At 71.6% G+C, this 22,970-nt stretch carries 18 protein-coding genes and 2 rRNA genes; 8 read left to right on the top strand and 12 right to left on the bottom strand.

Annotated elements, in window-relative coordinates; all coding sequences use genetic code 11:
- Window positions 1-88: 88 nt before the first annotated feature.
- On the bottom strand, window positions 89-751 hold the full coding sequence (locus EV567_RS00100) for an HAD family hydrolase (protein ID WP_130436495.1): 663 nt from the start codon (window positions 749-751) through the stop codon (window positions 89-91).
- A 72-nt stretch (window positions 752-823) separates the two neighbouring features.
- A complete protein-coding gene (locus EV567_RS00095) occupies window positions 824-1,342 on the bottom strand; it encodes a DUF6912 family protein (RefSeq protein ID WP_130436494.1) in 519 nt (172 codons plus the stop codon).
- A gap of 331 nt (window positions 1,343-1,673) precedes the next feature.
- Here EV567_RS00095 and EV567_RS00090 point away from each other — a divergent pair, with 331 nt between their 5' ends.
- Window positions 1,674-2,402, top strand: a complete 729-nt coding sequence (locus EV567_RS00090; protein WP_130436493.1) for an Rv3235 family protein — start codon at window positions 1,674-1,676, stop codon at window positions 2,400-2,402.
- Window positions 2,403-2,490: 88 nt separating this feature from the next.
- On the opposite strand, the gene secA is transcribed toward EV567_RS00090, so the two are convergent.
- Complete coding sequence (gene secA, locus EV567_RS00085; protein WP_130436492.1) at window positions 2,491-5,334, bottom strand: preprotein translocase subunit SecA; 2,844 nt, start codon at window positions 5,332-5,334, stop codon at window positions 2,491-2,493.
- 407 nt (window positions 5,335-5,741) lie between these two features.
- On the opposite strand from secA, the gene EV567_RS00080 reads away from it, so the two are divergent.
- Together EV567_RS00080 and EV567_RS00075 are read left to right on the top strand one after the other, a co-directional pair.
- Window positions 5,742-6,338, top strand: a complete 597-nt coding sequence (locus EV567_RS00080; protein ID WP_130436491.1) for a GNAT family N-acetyltransferase — start codon at window positions 5,742-5,744, stop codon at window positions 6,336-6,338.
- A 79-nt stretch (window positions 6,339-6,417) separates the two neighbouring features.
- On the top strand, window positions 6,418-7,590 hold the full coding sequence (locus EV567_RS00075) for a winged helix-turn-helix domain-containing protein (RefSeq protein WP_130436490.1): 1,173 nt from the start codon (window positions 6,418-6,420) through the stop codon (window positions 7,588-7,590).
- A 15-nt stretch (window positions 7,591-7,605) separates the two neighbouring features.
- Here EV567_RS00075 and EV567_RS00070 read toward each other — a convergent pair whose 3' ends face one another.
- The 7 genes from EV567_RS00070 to mtnA form a co-directional block, all read right to left on the bottom strand.
- On the bottom strand, window positions 7,606-8,352 hold the full coding sequence (locus EV567_RS00070) for a response regulator transcription factor (protein ID WP_130436489.1): 747 nt from the start codon (window positions 8,350-8,352) through the stop codon (window positions 7,606-7,608).
- Between the two features lie 206 nt (window positions 8,353-8,558).
- Window positions 8,559-9,251, bottom strand: a complete 693-nt coding sequence (gene hpf, locus EV567_RS00065; protein ID WP_242620630.1) for a ribosome hibernation-promoting factor, HPF/YfiA family — start codon at window positions 9,249-9,251, stop codon at window positions 8,559-8,561.
- Between the two features lie 315 nt (window positions 9,252-9,566).
- On the bottom strand, window positions 9,567-10,559 hold the full coding sequence (locus EV567_RS00060; RefSeq protein WP_130436487.1) for a ComF family protein: 993 nt from the start codon (window positions 10,557-10,559) through the stop codon (window positions 9,567-9,569).
- 180 nt (window positions 10,560-10,739) lie between these two features.
- Window positions 10,740-12,572: an LpqB family beta-propeller domain-containing protein gene (locus EV567_RS00055; protein WP_130436486.1), complete on the bottom strand. Its 1,833-nt coding sequence runs from the start codon at window positions 12,570-12,572 to the stop codon at window positions 10,740-10,742.
- Entirely contained in the window at window positions 12,562-14,751 is a 2,190-nt protein-coding gene (gene mtrB / locus EV567_RS00050) for an MtrAB system histidine kinase MtrB (RefSeq protein WP_242620629.1), read from the bottom strand. Before mtrB ends, EV567_RS00055 begins: the two co-directional genes overlap by 11 nt.
- A gap of 2 nt (window positions 14,752-14,753) precedes the next feature.
- Entirely contained in the window at window positions 14,754-15,443 is a 690-nt protein-coding gene (gene mtrA, locus EV567_RS00045) for a two-component system response regulator MtrA (protein WP_207228638.1), read from the bottom strand.
- Between the two features lie 217 nt (window positions 15,444-15,660).
- Window positions 15,661-16,803 carry an S-methyl-5-thioribose-1-phosphate isomerase gene (gene mtnA, locus EV567_RS00040; protein WP_130436484.1) on the bottom strand — a complete coding sequence of 381 codons (1,143 nt, stop codon included), beginning with the start codon at window positions 16,801-16,803 and terminating at the stop codon, window positions 15,661-15,663.
- A gap of 138 nt (window positions 16,804-16,941) precedes the next feature.
- On the opposite strand from mtnA, the gene EV567_RS00035 reads away from it, so the two are divergent.
- From EV567_RS00035 to EV567_RS00015, 5 genes are read left to right on the top strand one after another with little or no spacing between them, the layout of a single operon-like run.
- A complete protein-coding gene (locus EV567_RS00035) occupies window positions 16,942-18,288 on the top strand; it encodes a glycerophosphoryl diester phosphodiesterase membrane domain-containing protein (RefSeq protein WP_130436483.1) in 1,347 nt (448 codons plus the stop codon).
- A gap of 4 nt (window positions 18,289-18,292) precedes the next feature.
- Window positions 18,293-19,087, top strand: coding sequence for a DUF4129 domain-containing protein (locus tag EV567_RS00030; RefSeq protein ID WP_130436482.1), 795 nt, complete (start codon window positions 18,293-18,295; stop codon window positions 19,085-19,087).
- Entirely contained in the window at window positions 19,084-20,301 is a 1,218-nt protein-coding gene (locus EV567_RS00025; RefSeq protein ID WP_130436481.1) for a DUF4350 domain-containing protein, read from the top strand. Before EV567_RS00030 ends, EV567_RS00025 begins: the two co-directional genes overlap by 4 nt.
- Complete coding sequence (locus EV567_RS00020; RefSeq protein ID WP_130437500.1) at window positions 20,301-21,290, top strand: MoxR family ATPase; 990 nt, start codon at window positions 20,301-20,303, stop codon at window positions 21,288-21,290. The genes EV567_RS00025 and EV567_RS00020 overlap by 1 nt, the downstream gene beginning before the upstream one ends.
- Window positions 21,290-22,600: a DUF58 domain-containing protein gene (locus EV567_RS00015; protein ID WP_130436480.1), complete on the top strand. Its 1,311-nt coding sequence runs from the start codon at window positions 21,290-21,292 to the stop codon at window positions 22,598-22,600. Before EV567_RS00020 ends, EV567_RS00015 begins: the two co-directional genes overlap by 1 nt.
- A 94-nt stretch (window positions 22,601-22,694) precedes the next feature.
- Here EV567_RS00015 and rrf read toward each other — a convergent pair.
- Window positions 22,695-22,811 (bottom strand): 5S ribosomal RNA (gene rrf / locus EV567_RS00010).
- Window positions 22,812-22,897: 86 nt separating this feature from the next.
- Window positions 22,898-22,970, bottom strand: a 23S ribosomal RNA gene (locus EV567_RS00005); the annotation flags it as partial.

The following is a 22,970-nucleotide window of genomic DNA, read 5'->3' as shown; positions in this document are numbered from 1 at the left end:
ACGCACCGCCCGAGGGCGGCGTATCCCGACACCACGTCGGAATGCGCCGCCCGGCTCGCGTTCCGGGCCCCGCCCGGCCCTCGTCCCGTTACGCGGCCAGCTCCTGAGCCACCTCGACCGCCTCCGCCAGCGAGTCCACCACCGGCACGCCCACCACCTCGAGGCTGGCCCGGCCGTGCGAGCCGCCCGTGTACAGCACGGCCTTCGCCCCCACGTGCAGCGCGGCCACCGCGTCGTCCGCGGCGTCCCCGATCACCACCGTGCGCTCCGGCTCCACCGCGGCCAGCGCCTGGAGGTGACGCACCATGTGCTCCGCCTTGCTGCCCCCGGACGGCCCGGTCCGCCCGTCCACCCGCACGAAGTGCGGCTCGATCCCGAAGCCCCTGACGAGCGGCACCAGTTCGTCGTGCACGTACATGCTCAGCAGCGACTGGCTGCGCCCCGCCCGCCGCCACTCGGCGAGCAGCTCCGCCGCCCCCTCGGTGAGCCCGCAGCGCACCCGGTGCTCGGCGTAGTAGCGGTGGAAGACCTCGTCCATGAGCTCCCACTCGGCGTCCGTGGGCAGGCGGCCCAACAGCCGCTCATAGAACCTGGGCACCGGCACGCAGTACAGCGCCCGGTACCGCTCCAGTGTGATCGGCTCCAGGCCCAACTCGACGAACGCCGCGTTCGTCGCCCCGATGATCGCGTCGTTGTCGTGGAACAGCGTGCCGTTCCAGTCCCAGACGATGTGCGCCGCTGACTTCCCCATACCGGCAAACGTACCCGCCGCCGCCGACAATCAAGTGAACCCGGCTCGGCGGCCTCGCGGCCTCCCGGGTCCTCAGGCCCCGGCACCGACCAGGTTGGGGATCTCCTGTGTGGCGAACCACAGCAGCTCGTGGTCCTCGACGCCGTCCACCAGCGCCTGCGCGTCATCGTCCCCGCCGTCCGCCGCCGCCAGCGCCTGAGCGCCGGCCGCCACGTCGGTCTCCGCGTCCCCGGCGTCGACGTGCACCGAGGCCGCCTTGGCCAGCGGCACGGCGACCGTGACCCGCACCCGGCCGAGCGCCGCCTCGTCGCCGCCCTCGTCATCGGAGCCGGGGCCCACCGCGCCGTCGGGCACGTCGACGGCGACGACGACCCGCCGGCGCGGGGCGGCCGGCTCCGTCGCGAGCAGCCTCAGCGAGGCCAGCGCGGCCCGGCCGAGGGCCGCGTACTCCAGCTCCTCCAGGTCGTCGGAGACGTACCACTCGCGCAACGCGGGCGTGACGGCGTACGCGAGGAGCGGCCCGGACCCCAGCTCCCCCGCCTTGTGCGCCTCGGCGAGGGAGTGGAGGGTCAGGGGGACGTACACGCGCATGGCAGGCCGCTCTTTCCTGGTCGAGGACTCCGGTCGGCACCCGGCGAGGGGCGGCTGCCACCTCCCGAGGGCCTTCAGGATACGTGCGGCAGTACTCTTTCGAGTCCCCGCCCGCGAGGGTCGAAACGTCCACCTCGCGCCTCGGAATTCACCCGCGGCGCCGCGCCTGCCAGGGGTTTCCCCTTCCCCCGTCACCCGGACAAGTGAATCGCGCCTGCCCGCGCCGCGCCTTCGGGGTTCCTTGCCATGACCGGTCGCAGCCCGTACAAGAACGACCACGGAAAGTTACTGCCCAGTACGCACAGTCGGGCACGTAAGAACGGGGACACCCATGCACAAGGTCATGACCAGGAAGCCGCGCACCCCGGGAGGTCGCCCTCCGGGCCGCCGCGACACCCGCCGCCCCGCGGGCGCACCGCCCCGCACGCCGAGCGGCGGCGCACCCCGCACGACACCCGGCGACGGCCGCCCTCCGGGCTCCCCGGGCGCCTCCCGCCGGGGCGGGACCGGCCCCGCCGACAACCGCCCCGCGACAGCCCCGGGCCCCGGACGCCCCGCCCCGGCCACCGCACGCACCACACCCCGCCCGGGCCTCGACAGCACGACACCGGGGTCGGTCGCGACGACGGTCACCGGCCGGCCCGGCTCCGCCACCGTTCCCGCCCGGGCGGCCCGCGTTCCCGAGCAGACGCCGCGCAGGCCGTTCGTCCCGCCGCAGCCCCGCCCCACCGATCTCTTCGCCGACCGGCTGCTCGCCGTCCTCAGCGGGCGGCGCCCCGTGCACTGCATGCTCCGCCACACCGTCGGCCGCGCCTACGACGACCTGGCCCACCTCGCCGAACACGGCCCCCTGCGCACCCCTCACGGCGTCAGCCCCGTCGTCCGCGACATCGGCTACTACGTCGCCCGCCCCGGCGCCATCGAGGCCTTCGCCCGCATCGGCGCCGGCGACCGGCTGCGCGCGATGGCCTTCCGCCTGGAGCTCGGCGCCGACCACCGCTGGCGCTGCACGGCCGTAGAGATCGACGGCCCCCGCCGACCCCGCCCCTCGGACGACTGACCGCACCGCGCCCCGCCCCACACAGCGAAGGGCCGGGCCACCCTCGATGGGGTGACCCGGCCCTCACACCACGCGAACCGCGCGACGGCTACTTCTTGCGGCGCCGCCCGGCCTTCGCCTGCTTGCGCCGCTCCGCGCGCGTCAGCCCGTCGGCCTCCGACCGCACCGGCTCGCCGTCACTGTCGAAGTCACCCTCGATGGTGCCGCCCTCGCCGTCCACCGTCGGCGCGGAGAAGTGCAGGTTCCGCCGCTGCGGAGCGTCCAGCCCCTTGGCGCGGATCTCCGGACGCCCGTTCGCCTGCGCCGGCACCACGTCCTGCTTCTCCATGTCGACCGGCGCCGCGTCCTCCACCGGAACCTCCTCGACCTGCTGCTCCACCTGGACCTCCAGGTTGAACAGATAGCCGACGGACTCCTCCTTGATGCCGTCCATCATCGCGGTGAACATGTCGAAGCCCTCACGCTGGTACTCCACCAGCGGGTCCTTCTGCGCCATCGCGCGCAGACCGATGCCCTCCTGGAGGTAGTCCATCTCGTACAGGTGCTCACGCCACTTGCGGTCCAGGACCGACAGCACGACCCGGCGCTCCAGCTCACGCATGATCTCGGAACCGAGCTGCGCCTCACGCGCCTGGTACTGCTCGAAGATGTCGTCCTTGATGGACTCGGAGATGAACTCGGCCGTCAGACCCGCCCGGTCACCGGCCGCCTCCTCCAGCTCCTCCACGGTCACCTTCACCGGGTACAGCTGCTTGAACGCGCCCCACAGACGGTCCAGGTCCCAGTCCTCGGCGAAGCCCTCGGCGGTCTCCGCCGTCACATACGCGTCGATCGTGTCGTTCATGAAGTGCTGGATCTGCTCGTGCAGGTCCTCGCCCTCCAGCACCCGACGCCGCTCGCCGTAGATGACCTCACGCTGCCGGTTGAGGACCTCGTCGTACTTCAGGACGTTCTTGCGCGTCTCGAAGTTCTGCTGCTCCACCTGCGACTGCGCCGACGCGATCGCACGCGTCACCATCTTGTTCTCGATCGGCACGTCGTCCGGCACGTTCGCCATCGACATCACGCGCTCGACCATCTGCGCCTTGAACAGCCGCATCAGATCGTCACCGAGGGACAGGTAGAACCGCGACTCGCCCGGGTCGCCCTGACGGCCGGAACGACCGCGCAGCTGGTTGTCGATACGACGCGACTCGTGCCGCTCGGTGCCCAGCACATACAGGCCGCCGAGCTCCTCGACCTCTTCCTTCTCGGCCTTCACCGCCTGCTCGGCCCTCTCCAGAGCCGCGGGCAGGGCGTGCGCCCACTCCTCGATGTGCTCCTCCGGGTCGAGACCGCGCTGCCGCAGCTCCGCCTCCGCGAGGTCCTCCGGGTTGCCGCCCAGCTTGATGTCCGTACCACGACCGGCCATGTTCGTGGCCACCGTCACGGCGCCCTTGCGGCCGGCCTGGGCGACGATCTGCGCCTCACGCTCGTGGTGCTTGGCGTTCAGCACCTCGTGCTGGATGCCCCGCTTGGACAGCTGCTGCGACAGGTACTCCGACTTCTCGACCGACGTCGTGCCGACCAGGATCGGCTGGCCCTTCTCGTGCTTCTCGGCGATGTCGTCGACGACCGCCTCGAACTTCGCGACCTCGGTGCGGTAGATCAGGTCCGACTGGTCCAGGCGGACCATCGGCTTGTTCGTCGGGATCGGCACCACACCGAGCTTGTAGATCTGGTGGAACTCGGCGGCCTCGGTCATCGCCGTACCGGTCATGCCGGACAGACCGGGCTGTTCCTTGCCCTCATGGTCGTGCCGCTTGTACAGACGGAAGAAGTTCTGAAGGGTGATCGTGGCGAGCGTCTGGTTCTCGTCCTTGATGTCCACCCCTTCCTTCGCCTCGATCGCCTGGTGCATGCCCTCGTTGTAGCGGCGGCCGGCGAGGATACGACCGGTGTGCTCGTCGACGATCATGACCTCGCCGTCCATGACGACGTAGTCCTTGTCCTTCTTGAAGAGCTCCTTCGCCTTGATGGCGTTGTTCAGGTAGCCCACCAGAGGGGTGTTCACCGACTCGTAGAGATTGTCGATGCCCAGCCAGTCCTCGACCTTGCTGACACCGGCCTCGTGAATGGCGACCGTGCGCTTCTTCTCGTCGACCTCGTAGTCGCCGGTCTCCTCGATGCCCTTCAGCGGGTTGCCGGGCTCGCCCCGCTTCAGACGCGTCACCAGCTTGGCGAAGTCGCCGTACCACTTGGTGGCCTGGTCCGCCGGACCCGAGATGATCAACGGCGTACGCGCCTCGTCGACGAGGATCGAGTCCACCTCGTCGACGATGGCGAAGTTGTGGCCCCGCTGCACGAGCTCGTCCTGCGACCACGCCATGTTGTCACGCAGATAGTCGAACCCGAACTCGTTGTTCGTGCCGTACGTGATGTCGCACGCGTACTGCTCGCGCCGCTGCGACGGCGTCATGTTGGCCAGGATGCAGCCGACTTCCAGCCCCAGGAACTTGTGGACACGGCCCATCAACTCCGAGTCGCGCTCGGCCAGGTAGTCGTTGACCGTGATCAGGTGGACGCCCTTGCCGGACAACGCGTTCAGATAAGCGGGCAGCGTGCCCACCAGGGTCTTGCCCTCACCGGTCTTCATCTCGGCCACATAGCCCATGTGCAGCGCCGCGCCACCCATCAGCTGCACGTCGTAGTGCCGCTGGCCGAGCACACGCTTGGCGGCCTCACGCACCGTGGCGAACGCCTCCGGCAGCAGGTCGTCGAGGCTCTCGCCGTCGGCGTACCGCTGCTTGTACTCATCGGTGAGGGCCCGCAGCTCGGCGTCGGAGAGGTCGACGAAGTCCTCTTCGATGGAGTTGACCTGGTCCGCGATGCGGTGCAGCTTGCGCAGGATCTTGCCTTCGCCTGCACGCATGATCTTCGAGAGGACGGACACGGGGGTTGGTCTCCTTGCCGGTCGGGCCTGGGACGGTCGGTTTCCTGATGACTGACTGAGCAACGGCCATCGTATGCGAGGACCCCGCCACGCCGGGAGGCCTGCCGTGGCGCGGACCGCACAGCGCGGCGCACATGCCCCACATTGTTCTCCACACCGCACAGCCATTGCTCTTCACACTGGACAACGGCCGGACCTCACGGATGGTGCCGCAACCCGCGAACGAATCACGCGAACCGTGATCACCCGCACACAGGGTGCACCCGGCCGGCAGATCACCGGGCACCCACGCCGTACCCGGCCCGCACACCACCCGGCGCCCACGCCGTACCCGACCCGGCACCCACGCCGTACCCCGCCCGCAAATGACCTGGCGTCCACCCCGCCCGCCCGCGCAGAATCGCCCGATGGAGCCCGTCACCCTCACCACGGACCGCCTCGTCCTGCGCGCCCCCGGCCCCCAGGACACCGACGCCGTCCACACCTGCGCCCAGGACCCCGACATCCAGCGCTGGACCACCATCCCCTCCCCCTACCTCCCCGAACACGCCCGCAGCTTCACCGAACAGCTCTCCCCCGACGGCTGGGCCGACCGCTCCATGTTCACCTTCGGCGTCTTCCTCCCCGACGGCGCCCTCACCGGCATGCTCAGCCTCACCATGCGCTCCCCCGGCACCGCCGAGATCGGCTTCTGGGCCGCCAAGGAACACCGAGGCCGCGGCTACACCACCGAGGCCGCCCGCACCGCCTCCCGCTGGGCCTTCACCCACCTGGGCGTGGACCGCGTCGAGTGGCGCGCCGAAGTCGGCAACACCGCCTCCCGCGCCGTCGCCGAGAAGGCCGGCTTCACCCTCGAAGGCACCCTGCGCTCCGCCACCGACAACAAGGGCGTACGCCGCGACTGCTGGGTGGCCTCCCTCCTCCCCTCCGACCTCGGCCTGCCCTCCACCACCCCCTACCTGCCGGCACCGACCGACCGGCCCGCACCGACCGGAGCTGCCTGAGAGCGCGACCCGCCGCCCCGCGGCCCGCGTCCTCGCAGCTCAGCCCGCACTGTCAGACCCAGCCCCTATCGTGCCCACCATGACGACCCCGCCGCCCACCGCAGAACTCACCGCGGACGAAGCCCGCCGCATCGCCCTGAAAGCCCAGGGCTTCCTCGGCACGCCCGACCGCCGGGCCGGCGTCCGCGGCGTCCTGCGCCACCTCGGCGCCGTCCAGCTCGACACCATCTCCGTCCTCGCCCGCTCCCACGAACTCATCCCCTACGCCCGCCTGGGCGCCGTCGGCCGCACCACCGTCGAGAACGCCTACTGGAAGGACACCCACGCCTTCGAGTACTGGTCCCACGCAGCCTGCATCCTCCCCATCGAGGAATGGCCCCACTTCGCCTTCCGCCGCCGCGCCTACCGCGCCCGCCCCCAGTGGCACCACCACCTCCCCGACGGCGCCTACGACCAGGTCATCAAACAACTGCGCACCGAAGGCCCCCTCACCGCGACCGAGTTGGGCGGCGCGAAGAAGACCAGCGAGTGGTGGGACTGGTCCGGCACCAAGGTCGCCGTGGAACGCGCCCTGATGTACGGCGAGGTCGTCTGCGTCGAACGCCGCGGCTGGAAGCGCGTCTACGACCTCGCCGAACGTGCCGTCCCCGCAGACCTCCTGCACGACGAGCTGGACGACACCGAATGCCTGCGCCGCCTGGTCCGCCTCGCCGGCCAGTCCCTCGGCGTCGGCACACGCGCGGACATCGCCGACTACCACCGCCTCAAGGGCGAGCAGTTCGACCAGGTCATCGCCGACTCGGGCCTGGTGCCCGTCACCGTCGCGGGCTGGTCCAAGCCCGCCTGGGCCGACCCGGCGGCCCTGGAGACCGTCCCGCGCGGCCGCCACCGCACCACGCTGCTGTCGCCCTTCGACTCCCTCATCTGGGAACGGGCCCGCACCGAACGCCTCTTCGGCTTCACCCACCGCCTGGAGGCCTACGTCCCCAAGCCCAAGCGCGTCCACGGCTACTTCGCGATGCCCGTCCTGTCCGGCGGCCGCCTGGTCGGCCGCGTGGACCCCGCCCGCGAAGGACGCACACTCGTCGCACGGCAGGTCAGCCTGGACGGCCCCAAAGCGGTCCACGGCGTCGCACAGGCCCTGATCGAAGCCGCCGGCTGGGTCGGCTGCACGGACGTACGCGTGGAACGCGTCGACGCACCCGGCCTGCGCGAACCCCTCACCAGAGAACTCGCCCGCGCCCTCGCCTGACCACCGCGCGCGTGCCTAACGGATCTCGAGGATCTTCTCCCGCATCGCATACACCACGGCCTCCATCCTGGAGTGCAACTGCAGCTTCTCCAGGATGTTGCGCACATGGTTCTTCACGGTGTTCTCGGAGATGAACAACTCCTTGGCGATGTCCCGGTTGTTCATCCCCGTGGCGACGAGCTTGAGCACTTCCAGCTCACGGTCCGTCAGCCGCGGCGCGGGAACCAGCCGACGCTCATCGGTCCGCTGGATCATCGATTTGAACTCGGTGAGCAGTTTCGACGCCATCGAGGGACTGATCTGCGACTGACCGTCGGCCACCGCGCGAATGGCGGTGGCGACCTCGTCCGTGGAGATCTCCTTCAGGAGATATCCCGTCGCACCCGCCTTGATCGCGTCATAGAGGTCGGCCTCCTCATCGCTGATCGTCAACATGATGATCTTCGCGCTGGGGGCCACCTCCTTGATGGAGGTGCACGCCTCGATCCCACCGCGCTTGGGCATCCGCACATCCATCAGCACGATGTCCGGCAGCAGATCGGCGGCCTTGTCCACGGCCTCCGCGCCGTCGCCCGCCTCACCCACGACCTGGATGTCCTCCTCGGCCGCCAGCACGATCTCCAACCCCCGGCGGAACAAGGCGTGATCGTCCACGACAAGGACTCTGATCGGCTCACCGCGCTCAGGGCCCGCGTCCGGGCCCTCACCGGCGACGCCCGCGCCGGCACCCCCGTCACGCATCGGTCCGAAGCTGTCCGCCATCGTTCCTCCCCCAGAAGGCTGTGGCAGTGGTCCTTTGCCATCGCCAACGCAAGGCACCGGCCCAACGGTTGAGCCGTTGCCCGCCATGATTCCATGCCCGGACGACAACACGGTGACGTAGCGGCGTCCCAGGGGGTCGCACACCGGTGCCCCCGGGGGCGCACACGCGCTCCACGGGGGCACCTTTCAACCGTCACCGCGCAGGGTCAGCCGCCCAGCGCGCCGCCCGCCTCGGGCGAATGGGCCTGCGTGACCATCGTGTCCGTGCTGAGGTGGATGACGCCGTAGTCGTAGGCGTGCCGCCGATAAACGACGCTGGGTTCCTTCGTCTCGGAGTCGACGAAAAGGTAGAAGTCGTGACCGACCAGTTCCATCTCGTAGAGGGCCTGGTCGAGCGTCATCGGAGCAGCCACATGCGTCTTCTCGCGGACCACGAGGGGCCCTTCGCCCTGCACCTCGAGCGAGCCGATCCTCTTCGTGGGCACGCCTTCCGACTCCTCGGTGGAGACGGGCTGCCCGTTGCCGTTCAGGGTCGCGACGCCCGGAACGTGATCGGCGACCTCCGCCGCCGTGATCCGGCGCGCGCCGCGCCGCGTGTAACGCTTGTCGTGCTGCTTGCGGAGCTGGGCGTCCAGCTTCTCCGCCGCCAGATCGAGTGCCGCGTAGGGGTCGCTTGCCGCCGCCTCCGCCCGGATCACCGGACCACGGGAGCGGAGCGTGATCTCCACTCGCTCACACCGGTCGGCCTGTCGCGGGTTGGGCTCCTTGGACACCTCGACGTCGAGGCTGATCACCTTGCCGTCGAGCTTCTGGATCTTCTCCAGCTTCAGCTTCTCGGCCACGTGCTTGCGGAACCGCTCGGGCACCTCGGTCTTGCGGCCCTTGACGACGATGTCCACGCAGAACTCCGTTCCCGGATCGCTCCGCATCAACGGCGGAGCATCTCCCTTTTGCACCAAGCTCCGGTGAGCACCGGAACCTCGGACTCGGTGACTCCCACCTCCTCCTCCCCCATGGGCGAGAACTCCACGCCAGGCGCCACGGCCCCATAGCGAAAACCGCAGCACAGGATTCGGATTCGAGAGGTGTGGCCTGCGGCTTTCCCTCACAACCGAACATATCTCGCCCGGACGGATGGCGTCACCCTCTACTACCGCGTACCTCCGTTCAGGTGAATTCGCTCTCTCATTACCTGCAACGACGCAAGTGGGCACTCAGTTCCGGTTTATTTCCGGAGAGTCAGGAGAAGCCGCGACCACCGCGGCGAACAGCAGCTCACCGCCACCGCGACCCACACCTCCTTCCCGCTCTTTCACCCCCCGTACCCCACTGCCTTCCCGACCAACGTCCCGATACACAGACCCACCCCTGAACGCACCCCGATCGGCCACCTCGCCGGCGGCCCGCCCCGCCGAAACGGCCGAGCGCACGGCGCGCGCCGCCTCCGCCAGGGACGCTCCCGTCGTGACGAGGTCGTCGACGAGCACCACCGAGCCACCGCGCAGCAACCGCGCCCCGCCGGGCGCCACCGCCAGCGCGCCGCCGAGATTGTCCATCCGCTGCCGTGAGTTGAGCCCCGCCTGATCGGCCACCGCCCGCCGCTGCCGCAACACGGCCGCCACCCGCACCGGCATCCCCTCCCGCCGCAACACGACAGCGGCGGCGAGCGCGATACGACGGGCAGGATCATGCCCACGAGCCCGCACGGCACGGGGCGCGGAGGGGACGGGGACGAGGAGTACTCGTCCTGGGCGCCCTTCGTGCGTCGGGCGCCCCTCGTGTTGGAGGTGCCCCTCGTGTCGGAGGTGCCCCTCGTGTCTGAGGTGCCCTACCTGCCGTACCTGACCTACGTGTCCTACGTGTCCTACGTGTCCTTGGGGTGGGGCCCCCTCCCCCATCCCCACCTCCCCCAACCCCACCCGTACCGCCCCCGCCAACGCCTCACCCAGCGGGCGCGCCAGCGCCAGCGCGCCGCGTTCCTTGTGGGCGAGCAGCACCGCTCGCACCTCGTCCGCGTACCGGGCCGCCGCGTGCACGGCGGGCAGCCCTGGCGGTGCCGGTTCGGGCCGCACCCGGCGCGGCTCAGCGCCGGCGAGTGCCGTACGGCACGCGGGGCAGAGCATCACGCGGGCCCGCCCGCATCCCGCGCAGTCGGCGGGAAGGATCAGAGCGGCGAGTTCCTGCCACCACCGACGAACGCTGTCCACGGGTTCACTGTGCCGTGGGCGGGGCGAAGCGGCCACCCCTGTGGAAAACCGGCCGAAAGCCGCCCCGGTCGCCTGTGGAAAACTCGCCGGAAGTCACTCCGACCTGGTCCCCCGCGCATAGCACCACACACGCACCACCGCACCACACCGCAGCGCGAGGCATCGCGGCCGGCCCCCGCCTCACCCCGGATAGAGCGCGACCGAGGCCGTCTCCTTCAACGTGCGCCAGCCGCTTCCGCCGGGCAGCCACAGCAGGCCGTCCTTGGAGGTGGCGAAGAGCGGGGCGTCGCCGTCCTCGGAGGCGGCGATGCTCTTGACCTCGGTGAGGCCGGGCAGTGTCCCCGTTTCGGGCACGGAGCCGTCGCACTGCACGTACTGCGCCTGCTCGACTCCGCCCGACTCGCGTCCGACGACGACGAGGCGGCTGTCCCCCGCCCAGGTCACGGCGGTGACCTGCTCCAGGTCGGGGGTGGTGGAGCGCAGTTCCTGGACGGAGACGGTGGGCTTGTCGCCGCTCTTGTCCCGTTCGATGCGCCCGATGAGCAGCGACTGCTTGCCGCCCTTCTCCACGACCAGCGCGATCCGCGCGCCGTCAGCGGCGAGCCGTACGGTCTTGATCCGTCCGTCGAGGCCGGGGGTGAGGACCTCCAGGGGTTCGCCGCCGCCCTGCTCGAACAGGAGGAGCCGGGGGTCGGCGGGGTCGCGGTCGGCGATCCACAGGTCGCCCTGGCCGTCCCAGCTGGGGGTCGTCAGCCGGTCGTTCTCGGTCTTGCCCTTGCTGGTCAGCACCGGGTCGCCGAGGGAGCCGTCGGCGACCATGGAGGTGACGTAGAGGCTCCTGCCGTCGAGGGCGACCCCGGCGGCGGTGTGCTCCTCGCGGGCGACGGCCATGGAGCGGAACGCGGTGCTGCCGTCGCCGAACGGTCCGGGCACGGCGTCGGCTTTGGCGCTGTTGCCGCCGGTGCTGCTCATCCGGACGAGGCGGTGGCGGCCGTCGACGAAGTACAGGTAGGCGGCGTGGGTCTCCGCGCCGCGTTCGGCGACGGCGGTGGCGCGGTCGTCGGTGAGCGAGCAGAGCTGCCGGCTGCCGGCGCGCAGTTCGATCTCGTCGACGGTGGGGGCGAGGCTCTGCAGGCTGAACAGCAGTTGTGCGGCCATCTCGTCGCACTTGCCGTGGCCGATGCGGGCGGCCTTGTCGTTGAGCGGGACGGTGAGCTTGTTCTGGTCGTCGGGGGCGAGCGCGGTGACGCCCCGGGCGAGGGCGGTGCCGGTGGGGAAGCTGCTTCTGACGACGGGCCGCAGCCAGCTGGTGGGCCCGTCGAGCACGGAGCGCACGATCTGGGTCATGGGGTCGACCCGTTCGCGTACGAAGACGGGGTCGGCGACGGCCATGGGCTGTCCGGAGCCTGCGGACGCGGTGTGGGAGGCGAAGTAGTACTTGTTGACGGACATGTAGTTGCGCTGGAAGTCCGACTTGCCCATGACGATGCCCTCGGGCAGGGCGTCGATGCGCCACTGCCGGGTCTTCTTGTCGCGGGTGAGGTGCACGGTCCGGGAGTAGTCGCCGGCCGCGGGCGTGTACGACTGCTGTGCGTCGATGTCGGCGACCTTGGTGCCGGTCAGGGTGAAGGTGAAGTCGTCGCCTTCTTCCCGGCCGCCGGACTGGCCGGCTAGGGTGCCGGGCCCGTCGGCGAGGACGGTGGTGGACCGTTCGGGTTCCCATGTCCGGGCGGCCGCGGGGGTGAGGTACTGGCGGGCCGTCGAGTAGCGGGGGTCGTCGCTGGTGAGTGCTTCCAGGAAGCCCTGGACGATCTCGGCGGGCTGTGCGTCGTCGCGGGGCGGCATGGCGAAGACCCGCACCTGGGTCTCCTGGCGGGGCGTGGACTCCACGTCGCTCAGGTCGCCGTGGTCGGGCATGGAGGCGCATCCGGCCAGCAGTACGACACCGCAGGCGGCGTACGCCGTCGCGCGCAGCGGTGTGCGCCGGCGGCCCCCGTCGTGGTCAGCGCCCACGGAATGTCTCTCCTCGCTGCTTCGGGCCCTTGCCTGACGCACCGGCGGCCTCGTCGGCGGTTCGGCCGGTCCCGGTGGTGTCGCTTGCGTGGTCGGCGTCTTCAGGTCCCTCGCGGCCCGCGTCGCCGGCCCTGTCGCGCTTGTCGGCGGCCTCGTCGGCGTTGCCGTGAGCGCGGTTGTGCTCGGGCGCCTTCCCGGCTCCGGTGCCGTTGCCGGGGGATGCCGTGCCGGTGGCGGGCCGGGGCACGACGCGTGCGCCGTTTCCGGGCAGTGCCGTGGGGTCGGCTGTGGGGGTGGCGGTGGTGCGGGGTGCGAGCGGGGTGTGTGCCGCCGACCGCTGCCCTGCTGCGGGCTGTACGGGGACGGTGGCGCTCTTCTCGCCTCCGCCGCGGGGCAGGCCTGCGTCGTCGAGTCCGCGGTTGCGGCGGGAGTCCTTGGGTTCCAGGGGTATGGGTGAGCCTCGCAGCGGCTCGTCGGCGGTCCTCGGCAGGGTCAGGCGGAACTGTGAGCCGCCGCCGGGTTCGCCCCAGGCCTGGAGCCAGCCGCCGTGCAGCCGGGCGTCCTCCAGGGCGATGGACAGTCCGAGTCCGGTGCCGCCGGTGGTCCGCGCGCGTGCCGGGTCGGCGCGCCAGAAGCGGCTGAACACGCGGGTGGCCTCGCCGGGCTTGAGTCCGACGCCGTAGTCGCGGACGGCGACGGCGACGGCGCCGCCCGCCGAGGCGAGTTTGACGACGACGTCCCTGCCTTCGCCGTGCTCGACGGCGTTGACGACGAGGTTGCGCAGGACGCGTTCGACGCGGCGTGCGTCGGCTTCGGCGACGACGGGCTGCTGGTCGCCGAGGACGCGTATGTTCGTGCCCTTGCGGTCGGCGAGCGGGGCGGCGCCGCTGACGACGCGGCGCACGACGTCTCTGAGGTCGATCGGTTCGGCTTCGAGGGCGGCGGCGCCGGCGTCGAAGCGGCTGATCTCGAGCAGGTCGGCGAGCAGTGACTCGAAGCGGTCGAGCTGGTCGGCGAGGAGTTCGGCGGAGCGTGCGGTGATCGGGTCGAAGTCCTCGCGTGCCTCGTGGATGACGTCGGCGGCCATGCGCACGGTGGTGAGCGGTGTGCGCAGTTCGTGCGAGACGTCGGACACGAAGCGGCGCTGCATCCGGGAGAGGTCCTCGAGCTGGTTGATCTTGAGCTGGAGGTTCTGCGCCATCTTGTTGAAGGCTTCGCCGAGGCGTGCGATGTCGTCCTCGCCGGTGACTTTCATACGTTCCTGGAGGCGTCCGGCGGAGAGCCGTTCGGCGATCCCGGCGGCCATGCGCACGGGGGTGACGACCTGGCGTACGACGAGCCAGGCGATCGCTCCGAGGAGGACGACGACGAAGAGTCCGGCGGTGGCGAGGGTGCCCTTGACGAGGCTGAGGGACTTCTCCTCCTGGGTGAGCGGGAAGAGGTAGTACAGCTCGTAGGGGTCGCCGTTGGGGTCGTTGACCCGTTTGCCGATGACGAGGGCGGGCTGCGATTCCTTGTCGTTGAGATAGATGATGCGCGAGTAGCTCTGCACGGCGCCGGTGCCGCTGTTGACGCGTTCGCGGAGGTTCTCGGGGACGCTCTTGTTGGGGTCGACGTAGCCGGAGGCGCGGGGTCCGCGGCCGCCGCCGCTGTCGTCGCCGGGGGGCAGGGTGACGACGTCGAAGGCGCCCTGTCCGCCGCTGGACAGCGCCAGCACCAGCTCGCTCATCCATTCGATGACGTTCTGGGGGGCGGCGGCGTCCACGACGGCGCCGTCGTCGGCCGCGGCGCCGGCCGCCTCGTCGGCCTTCTGCTTGGCGACGGCGAAGCCGCCGGTGGCCTGGCTCTGGGAGGCCTTGACCTTGGCGTCGAGGAGGCCGTTGCGGACCTGCCCGATGACGACGAAGCCGAGCAGCAGGACGACGCCGAGCGACATCAGCAGTGTGGTGACGACGACCTTGAGCTGGATGTTGCGTCGCCACAGCCGTATGACGGGCAGCAGGGGGCGGCGCACCCAGCGCAGCAGCAGCCGCAGGACGGGGCTGCCCTGGACTCCGCCCTGGAGCAGTCCGCCGTCGAGGAGGCGTGTGAAGTGTGAACCCGTCTTCTTCCGGCCGACAGGCCGCTGCGGACGGGCCCCGGACCGGCCGGGGGCCGAAGCGGCACTGTCCTTGGACATGATCAGCTCGGTCCGGCCTTGTAACCGACGCCGCGGACGGTCACGACGATCTCCGGCCGCTCGGGGTCCTTCTCGACCTTGGAGCGCAGCCGCTGCACGTGCACGTTGACGAGGCGGGTGTCGGCGGCGTGCCGATAACCCCACACCTGTTCGAGCAGCACTTCGCGGGTGAACACCTGCCACGGCTTGCGGGCGAGGGCGACCAGCAGGTCGAACTCCAGCGGCGTCAGCGCGATGGACTGCCCGTCCCGCTTCACGGAGTGGCCGGCCACGTCGATGACGAGGTCGCCGATGGCGAGCTGCTCCGGCGCGGGCTCCTCCGACCTGCGCAGCCGCGCCCGGATGCGGGCCACGAGCTCCTTCGGCTTGAACGGCTTCACGATGTAGTCGTCGGCGCCGGACTCCAGTCCCACGACGACGTCCACGGTGTCGCTCTTGGCGGTGAGCATCACGATCGGCACCCCGGACTCGCCCCTGATCAGGCGGCACACCTCGATGCCGTCCCGTCCGGGCAGCATCAGGTCCAGCAGCACCAGATCGGGCTTCGCCTCACGGAAAGCAGCCAGCGCCTTGTCGCCGTCCGCTACGAAAGACGGCTCAAAACCTTCACCGCGCAACACGATGCCGAGCATCTCGGCCAGTGCGCTGTCGTCGTCGACGACAAGGACTCGTCCCTTCATAAACGACATCATCCCATTCTCATAACGGTGAAGGCGGCGCAGGTGAGCAGGGTCACCGGCCAGCGACGATAGTCGTACGGGACCGTCACTGTCTGCCCCCGTCCGCTGCCGTTGCTGTCAGCACCGATGTCTGCCCCTGCCGTCGGCAGGGCGGCGGGTTGGCTGCGCGGGGTCGTCGGCGGCGTGGGCCCACATGGCGTGGGCCCACGTGGTGACGCCGGGGAATGAGTCAGGCGGTGTCCTCCCGGCGGGCTCGCGCGCACAGTTCCTCCAGCGCCCCGGCGGTCACGGGTGAGACCACGCCCTGCTCCGTGACGATCGCCGTCACCAGTTCGGGCGGCGTCACGTCGAACGCCGGGTTGTACGCCTGCGTTCCCAGAGGGGCGATCGGGATGCCACCGCCCGCGCCCGTGACCTGCACCTGGGGGGCCGTGATCTCGGTGACCTCGTAGCCGGGGCGCTGCTCGACCTCGACCGACGTCCCGTCCGGGGTGTGCGGGTCGACCGTCGTCACCGGCGCCACCACGATGAAAGGCACATGGTGGTAGCGGGCGAGCACGGCGAGCGGATAGCTGCCCACCTTGTTCGTCACCGAGCCGTCGGCCGTGATGCGGTCCGCGCCGACCAGCACCGCGTCGACCTCACCGGCCGCGAACAACGACCCGGCCGCGTTGTCCGTGAGCAGCGTGTACGCCATGCCGTTGCGGGCCGCCTCGTACGCCGTCAGCCGGGCGCCCTGCAGCAGCGGACGCGTCTCGTCCACCCACAACCGCCGCAGCCGCCCCTGCCGGTGCGCGGCGAGCGCCACGGCGAACGCGGTGCCCTCCCCGCCGGACACCAGCGAACCGGTGTTGCAGTGCGTGAGAACGCGGTGGCCGCCGCCGGGCAGCAGCTCGTCGAGGAACGCCAGCCCGTGTTCGGCCATCCGGGCGCTGGCCTCGGCGTCCTCCCGGTGCAGCTGCCGGGCGGCGGCCAGCGCGGCCCGCGCGCCCTGGTCGGGGTCGCCGCCCCGGGCGAGCTCCGCCCGGTAGGCGGTACGAGCCCGCTCCACGCCGACGGACAGGTTCACCGCGGTGGGCCGGGCCCCCGCCAGCGCGGCCGCCGCCTCGTCCACGTCGAACCCGCGGATGGCGGCGAGCGCGACGCCGTACGCCCCGGCGATCCCGAGCAGCGGCGCCCCGCGCACGGCGAGCGAACGGATCGCCTCCACCAGCGCGGACGCGTCCGTACAGACCAGTTCGACCTCCTCGGCCGGCAGCCTCGTCTGGTCCAGGAGCACCAGCACGGGCCCTTCGGGTGGTTCCTCCCAGCGGATGGCGGGCATGTCGGTGGGCCGCTTGTCCTCGCCGGATTGCGCGTACTGATCAGCCATGTCGTCAGTCTGCCCGTTATGGGGCGGACAATTGAAGGCATGCAGCCCTGACCTCGGCCGGTCACGCGAGAACCACCCCATGGCACGATGGCTGCCAACCTGCGACCGCCCGCGGACGGGCACCGAGAAGGAGCGACGATGAACGACTCTCCGGGCTGGGCCTCGCCCGGATCCGCCCCGTCCGACGGACAGGAGCCCGGGGCGTCCTCGCCCGCCGCGCCCACTTCGCCCGCCGCACCCGCCGACCGGCCCGACGGCACCCCTGCCGCTGACGAGCCGGGCGCACCCGCGCAGGGCCCGGGCTCGAAGTGGTCGGAGGAACAGCCGCCGCCCGCGCAGTGGTCCGCGCCCGCAGGCCCCCAGAACCCGGCGCACAACCCGGCTCGACAGGGTGGCCCGGCCGGCTGGGGCGCAGGCCCCGCGAGCCCCGGACAAGGCGGCCCCGGATACGCAGGCCACGGGCCCCAGGGCCCCCGCGCCGGCTGGGGCACCGGATGGGGCGGCCCCCCGCCCGCGGCCAAGCCCGGCGTGATCCCGCTGCGCCCCCTCGGCGTGGGCGAGATCCTCGACGGCGCGGTCACCACCATGCGCACCTACTGGCGCACGGTCCTCGGCATCTCCCTCACCGTCGCCGTCGTCGTGGAAGTCGTCCTCGTCCTCCTGCAGGGCCTGGTCCTCGACGACACCGCCGACAGCACCGCTCTCCTCACCGACCCGACCGCCACCGTCGACGAGAAGACCGGCGCCATGGGCGACGTCATGGTCAACTCCGGTGTCCTCGCCCTCGTCTCCCTGATCGGCACGATCACGGCGACCGCCCTGCTGACCGCGGTCACCAGCCGCGCCGTCCTCGGCAAGCCCGTCACCACCGGCGAGGCCTGGCGGGAGGCCCGCCCCCGACTGCCGAAGCTGTTCGCCCTGATCTTCCTCCTGCTGCTCGTCGTCGCCGTCATCGGCGCCGTGGGCGTCCTGCCCGGCGCCCTGCTGGGCGGCCCCGGCGGCGGCGCCCTCGCGGCGCTGGGCATGCTCGCCTCCCTCGCCGTCACCGTGTGGCTGATGGTCCGCTTCTCCCTCGCCTCGCCCGCGCTGATGCTGGAGAAGCAGAGCGTCACCAAGGCGCTCAGCCGCTCCGCCAAGCTCGTCCGCGGCTCCTGGTGGCGGGTCTTCGGCATCCAGGCGCTGTCCATGCTCATCGCGAACATCGTCGCCATGATCGTCGCCGTCCCCTTCGCCCTCGCGGGCGGCATCCTCAGCGACGGCGGCCTCGAAGCGTTCGCGCAGGGCGGCTCCCACCTCAGCTGGACCTACCTCGTCGTCGCCGGGATCGGCTCGGTGATCGGCTCGCTGGTCACCTTCCCGCTCACGGCCGGCGTCGTCGTCCTGCTCTACGTCGACCAGCGCATCCGCCGCGAGGCCCTCGACCTCGACCTGGCCCGGGCCGCCGGCGTCCCGGGCCACACCGGCACCGCCACCCCGGGGAGCTGATGCGGTGAGCTGGGCGGGGGAAGTCCTCACGGCGGTCCCGGCCCCACCACAGCCGACCCCGGCCCTCGGCCGTCCCCTGCACGCCCTGCTGCGCGCCGGGGACGGCCCCGCCCTGTCATGGGCATCCACGGGCGGCGAACCGCCGGTGACCATCCCCCGCGACCCCGCGCGCGAGGAAGCCCGACGTGAGCTGTCCAAGCAGCTGTACCACCAGAACGACCCCAACCTCTTCCAACGCGCCCTCGACGCCCTCTGGAACTGGATCGGCAGCCTGTTCGGCGCCGCCGCCACCGCCACCCCGGGCGGCGCACTCGGCCTGCTCGTCATCACCGCGGCCGTCGTCGCCGTCGTGAGCGCCCTCTGGTGGCGCCTGGGCACACCCCGCCGCCGACCCGCCGCCGCACCCACCCTGTTCGACGACCGGCCCCGCAGCGCCGCCGAGCACCGCGCCGCCGCCGAGGCGCACGCCGCGCAAGGCCACTTCAGCCAGGCCGTCCAGGAACGCATGCGGGCCGTCGTCCGCTCCCTGGAGGAACGCGCCCTCCTCGACGCCCGCCCCGGCCGCACCGCCGACGAGGCCGCCGCCGAAGCCGGCCGCACCCTGCCCGCCCACACCGACCGGCTGCGCGCCGCAGCCCGCGACTTCGACGACGTCACATACGGCGGCCGCACGGCGACCCGCGAGGCGTATGACCGGATCACCGGCCTCGACCGCGACCTGGCCGCCACCAAGCCGCACCTCACCCACACCAGCACCCCCCGCACGGCCCACCCCACCCACGGGGGAACCGCCGGATGACCACCACGGCCACCCCCGAACCCATCGCGACCACCCCCGCGCCGACCTCGGTTTCGCCCACCGCCCGCCACCTGTGGACCCGCGGCCGAGGCATCGCCCTCGCCTGCGTGCTCCTCCTCGCCGGCGCCGCCGTCCTCGCCGTGCTCCGCTCCGACGCCCGCCACGGCGCCCTCGACCCCCGCTCCGCCGGCCCCTACGGCAGTCGCGCCGTCTCCGAACTCCTCGCCGACCACGGCGTCACCACGCGCGTCGTCACCACCCTCACCGAGGCCCGCGCGGCCACCGGCCCCGACACCACTCTCCTCGTCACCGCACCCGACCTCCTGACCGACCGTCAACAAGCGCTGCTGCACACCACCATCGACGCCTCCGCCGGCCGCACCCTCCTCGTCGCCCCCGGCAGCCACTCCGTGCACACCCTCGCTCCCGGCGTCACAGCAGGCCTCGCCACCAGCCGCACCTCCACCCTCTCCCCCCGGTGCGCCCTGCCCGCCGCCCGCAGCGCCGGCACCGCCGACACCGGCGGCATCCGCTACACCACCACCCTCGGCGACGCCGACGAGTGCTACCCCAGCAACCGCCTGGCCACCCTGCTGCGCATCCCCGCCGCCTCCGGCGCCGGCGACACAGTCATCCTCGGCGCACCCGACATCCTGCACAACAACCGCCTCGACCGGCACGGCAACGCCTCCCTCGCCCTCCAACTCCTCGGCACCCGCCCCCACCTGGTCTGGTATCTCCCCTCCCCCGCCGACGCCTCCGCCCCGGGACACGACACCAAGAGCTTCTTCGACCTGATCCCCTCCGGATGGATCTGGGGCACACTCCAACTCTTCGTCGCCGCAGCCCTCGCCGCCCTCTGGCGGGCACGCCGACTCGGCCCCCTCGTCCCCGAACGACTCCCCGTAGCGATCCGCGCCTCCGAAACCGTCGAAGGCCGCGCCCGCCTCTACCGCAAGGCCGACGCCCGCGACCGCGCCGCCACCGCTCTTCGCTCCGCCACCCGCACCCGCCTCGCCCCTCTCCTCGGCATCCCCGCCGCCCAGGCCCACACGCCCGAAGCGCTCCTGCCCGCCCTCGCCACCCACCTCCACGGCGACCGGCACGCGGCCCTGCACACCCTCCTCTTCGGCCCGCCACCCGCCGACGACACGGCCCTGACAGCACTCGCCGAACGACTCGACGCCCTCGAAAGAGAGGTACGCCGTCCATGATGGACCCGACCACTGACAACGCCGGGAACACCGGGCACCGGGGCGACGCCCGAGCCTCGCTGGAAGCCCTGCGCGCCGAGATCGCCAAGGCCGTGGTCGGCCAGGACCCCGCCGTCACCGGCCTCGTCGTCGCCCTCCTGTGCCGAGGACACGTCCTGCTCGAAGGCGTCCCCGGAGTCGCCAAGACCCTCCTCGTCCGCGCACTCGCCGCCGCCCTCGAACTCGACACCAAACGCGTCCAGTTCACCCCCGACCTCATGCCGAGCGACGTCACCGGCTCCCTCGTCTACGACGCGCGCACCGCCGAGTTCTCCTTCCGGCCCGGCCCCGTCTTCACCAATCTCCTCCTCGCCGACGAGATCAACCGCACCCCGCCCAAGACCCAGTCCTCCCTCCTGGAAGCGATGGAGGAACGCCAGGTCACCGTCGACGGCACCCCCCGCCCCCTCCCCGAGCCGTTCCTCGTCGCCGCCACCCAGAACCCCGTCGAATACGAAGGCACCTACCCCCTCCCCGAAGCCCAACTGGACCGCTTCCTCCTCAAACTGACCGTCCCCCTCCCCACCCGCCAGGACGAGATCGCCGTCCTCACCCGCCACGCCGACGGCTTCAACCCCCGCGACCTGCACGCCGCCGGCGTACGCCCCGTGGCCGGCCCCGCCGAACTGGACGCCGCCCGCACCGCCGTCGCCAAGACGACCGTCTCCCCCGAGATCACCGCCTACGTCGTCGACATCTGCCGCGCCACCCGAGAATCCCCCTCCCTCACCCTCGGCGTGTCCCCCCGGGGCGCCACGGCCCTGCTGTCCACCGCTCGCGCCTGGGCCTGGCTGACCGGCCGCGACTACGTCATCCCCGACGACGTCAAAGCCCTCGCACTGCCCACCCTCCGCCACCGCGTCCAACTCCGGCCGGAGGCCGAGATGGAAGGCGTCACCGCCGACTCGGTCATCACCGCGATCCTCACCCACGTCCCCGTCCCCCGCTGATGGCCCCCACCGGACGCGCCGCACTCCTCGCGGCCCTGGCCTCCCTCCCCGTCGGCATCCTCGAACCCGGCTGGACGGGCATCTTCGCCGTCAACACCCCCCTCGCGCTCGCCTGCGCCTGCGACTACGCCCTCGCCGCCCCCGTGCGCCGCCTGCTCCTGACCCGCTCCGGCGACACCTCCGTACGCCTCGGCGACACCGCCGACGTCGCCCTCACCCTCACCAACCCCTCCCGCCGCCCCCTGCGCGCCCACCTGCGCGACGCCTGGCCCCCCAGCAGCTGGCAGCCCGGCGCGGAGACCACCGCCTCCCGGCACCGCCTCACCGTCCCCGCAGGCGAACGCCGCCGCATCACCACCCGGCTGCGCCCCACGCGCCGGGGCGACCGTCACGCCGACCGGGTCACCATCCGCTCCTACGGCCCCCTCGGGCTGTTCACCCGCCAGGGCACCCACAGGGTTCCCTGGACAGTGCGGGTGCTGCCACCCTTCACCAGCCGCAAGCACCTGCCCGCGAAACTCGCGCGGCTCCGCGAACTCGACGGCCGCACCAGCGTCCTGACCCGAGGTGAGGGCACGGAGTTCGACAGCCTGCGCGGCTACGTCCCCGGCGACGACACCCGCTCCATCGACTGGCGCGCCACCGCCCGCCAGACGAGCGTCACCGTCCGCACCTGGCGTCCCGAACGCGACCGGCACATCCTGCTGGTCCTCGACACCGGCCGCACCTCGGCGGCCCGCGTCGGCGACGCCCCCCGCCTCGACGCCTCCATGGACGCGGCCCTCCTCCTGGCCGCCCTGGCGTCCCGCGCCGGCGACCGCGTCGACCTCCTCGCATACGACCGCCGTGTCCGCGCCCTCGTCCAGGGCCGCACCTCGCGTGACCTCCTCCCCTCCCTGGTCACGGCGATGGCCGACCTGGAACCGGAGCTCACCGAGACCGACGCCCGCGGCCTCACCGCGACCGCCCTGCGCACAGCACCCCGCCGCTCCCTGATCGTCCTGCTCACGACGCTGGACGCCGCCCCCGTCGAGGAAGGCCTGCTCCCGGTGCTCCCTCGACTCACGCAGCGGCACACGGTCCTGGTCGCCTCGGTCGCCGACCCGCACATCGCCCGCATGGCGACGGCTCGCGGCACCACGGAGAGGGTGTACGAGGCCGCAGCCGCCGCCCAACACCAGGCGGAACGTCATCGCACCGCGGAGAAGCTCCGTCGCCACGGGGTCACGGTCGTCGACGCCACCCCGGACGAGCTGGCGCCGGCGCTGGCGGACGCCTATCTCGCGCTGAAATCCGCAGGACGCCTCTGAGTGGTGTGCCCGAGCCCCAGGGCGAACTGCCCTTTTCCGGGGCCTAAAACAAAGAAAGCCCCGTGCCGATGGCACGGGGCTTTCTTGAATGATTGTTCGGCGGCGTCCTACTCTCCCACAGGGTCCCCCCTGCAGTACCATCGGCGCTGTGAGGCTTAGCTTCCGGGTTCGGAATGTAACCGGGCGTTTCCCTCACGCTATAACCACCGAAACACTATGAAACTGTTCAGCCGCACCACGCGTGGCAGCGTGGGGCCGTTCGTGGTTTCAGAACCAACACAGTGGACGCGAGCAACTGAGGACAAGCCCTCGGCCTATTAGTACCGGTCACCTCCACACGTTACCGTGCTTCCAGATCCGGCCTATCAAC

Origin of the sequence: Streptomyces sp. BK239 (genome assembly GCF_004217285.1) — a bacterium.
Taxonomy (GTDB): Bacteria; Actinomycetota; Actinomycetes; order Streptomycetales; family Streptomycetaceae; genus Streptomyces.
Note: the sequence above shows the minus strand (reverse complement) of the source record. Positions and strands in the feature narration are given on the sequence as shown.

What these genes read in the sequence shown, in the direction of transcription:
- EV567_RS00100 (WP_130436495.1), bottom strand. Translation starts at nt 751, where the DNA reads ATGGGGAAGTCAGCGGCGCACATCGTCTGGGACTGGAACGGCACGCTG.
- EV567_RS00095 (WP_130436494.1), bottom strand. Translation starts at nt 1,342, where the DNA reads ATGCGCGTGTACGTCCCCCTGACCCTCCACTCCCTCGCCGAGGCGCAC.
- EV567_RS00090 (WP_130436493.1), top strand. Translation starts at nt 1,674, where the DNA reads ATGCACAAGGTCATGACCAGGAAGCCGCGCACCCCGGGAGGTCGCCCT.
- EV567_RS00080 (WP_130436491.1), top strand. Translation starts at nt 5,742, where the DNA reads ATGGAGCCCGTCACCCTCACCACGGACCGCCTCGTCCTGCGCGCCCCC.
- EV567_RS00075 (WP_130436490.1), top strand. Translation starts at nt 6,418, where the DNA reads ATGACGACCCCGCCGCCCACCGCAGAACTCACCGCGGACGAAGCCCGC.
- EV567_RS00070 (WP_130436489.1), bottom strand. Translation starts at nt 8,352, where the DNA reads ATGGCGGACAGCTTCGGACCGATGCGTGACGGGGGTGCCGGCGCGGGC.
- mtrB (WP_242620629.1), bottom strand. Translation starts at nt 14,751, where the DNA reads ATGTCCAAGGACAGTGCCGCTTCGGCCCCCGGCCGGTCCGGGGCCCGT.
- mtrA (WP_207228638.1), bottom strand. Translation starts at nt 15,443, where the DNA reads ATGATGTCGTTTATGAAGGGACGAGTCCTTGTCGTCGACGACGACAGC.
- mtnA (WP_130436484.1), bottom strand. Translation starts at nt 16,803, where the DNA reads ATGGCTGATCAGTACGCGCAATCCGGCGAGGACAAGCGGCCCACCGAC.
- EV567_RS00035 (WP_130436483.1), top strand. Translation starts at nt 16,942, where the DNA reads ATGAACGACTCTCCGGGCTGGGCCTCGCCCGGATCCGCCCCGTCCGAC.
- EV567_RS00025 (WP_130436481.1), top strand. Translation starts at nt 19,084, where the DNA reads ATGACCACCACGGCCACCCCCGAACCCATCGCGACCACCCCCGCGCCG.
- EV567_RS00020 (WP_130437500.1), top strand. Translation starts at nt 20,301, where the DNA reads ATGGACCCGACCACTGACAACGCCGGGAACACCGGGCACCGGGGCGAC.
- EV567_RS00015 (WP_130436480.1), top strand. Translation starts at nt 21,290, where the DNA reads ATGGCCCCCACCGGACGCGCCGCACTCCTCGCGGCCCTGGCCTCCCTC.